This is a genomic window from Bartonella sp. AA1HLJMS (assembly GCF_042197445.1).
In the GTDB taxonomy this organism is placed as follows: domain Bacteria; phylum Pseudomonadota; class Alphaproteobacteria; order Rhizobiales; family Rhizobiaceae; genus Bartonella.
This window is the reverse complement of the sequence record NZ_JBHIRW010000219.1, coordinates 1-1044: the sequence shown is the minus strand read 5'-3', so window position 1 is coordinate 1044 and position 1044 is coordinate 1. Positions and strand designations below refer to the sequence as shown.

The following is a 1044-nucleotide window of genomic DNA, read 5'->3' as shown; positions in this document are numbered from 1 at the left end:
GAATGATTAAAACATGTCTTATGAGAGTATGTAATCTTTAAAGCCTTTCAAAAGATAGTTTGTAACTCATATGAAATGCTATCAAGACCATTATGGTTATGAGTTTTGAAGATTTTGAGTATTTTGAGGGGTCCTTTTACCCCCCTTTATATATTTTTTTCAATAAAAAAATAAAAGTTATTATATTTCAATATGTTAATGTTTTAAATAAACAACCTATATTACACAAAACACGTAAATACAATCTGTAATATATATAAAAAGGGGTTTTGAAGGTATTTTGAGGGTTTGAGAAACATTCAAAACCTATAAGTAATATAAGAAAATGAATATACATAACTCTCTTTAAACAAAGCTTTTGAAAAGCATAAAGCACTCATTTTAGATTACGGTATAATCTTTTAAAGGCAATGTAAAAAATCTAATTCACTTTAAGATGGGATTTCTTATAAGCCTTAAAGCAATCCAAATAAGAGTATTTAAAAGTGCAAATGATTTCTTTTTTAGAATAACGCATATTAGGATTGTATGTAATCAACTTAACACAAAGAGGTATAGATTATGGTTATAAGCTCTATACCCCTTGTGAGATTAACATACCCATTATGTGAGCATGCTTTTAAGTTATTCAGTTTCTCTTATTTCTAATTTTGGTAAGTTTTTTACAATTTTCATTGTCTCTAAACTTACGGTAATAACCCTCTGAAATAACTCTAGAGGGTAGGCAGGGTTGCCAACGGTTTCAACAGCATAGCGATTGGCATCATTAACAATGCCACTCTTTTTATCAGTCTTTACACATTGACGCCCCATAACCCATTCAAGAGCGGGTTTACCATTGACGATATACTCATAAGCTTCAAGAGGGATATCTGTTATTGTGATATTGCTGTTATAAAAAACAGTTGATTTATCCTTTTCCTTACTATTCTTAATTTTTGCGAATTTCATTTCAGTCACGTAATAGAATTTTTCGGGATTAGAGATCTCTGTTTGTTTTGGATTACCCTTTTTAAAGGTCACTGGATAAGGCTCTACAGTCTC

Annotated in this window: 1 protein-coding gene; it reads right to left on the bottom strand. The window is 30.2% G+C overall.

Annotation, left to right across the window (positions count from 1 at the left end):
* Positions 1–624: 624 nt before the first annotated feature.
* The coding region (locus ACFIQE_RS10740; RefSeq protein WP_375707742.1) for a type ISP restriction/modification enzyme at positions 625–1044 on the bottom strand (420 nt) is incomplete at its 5' end.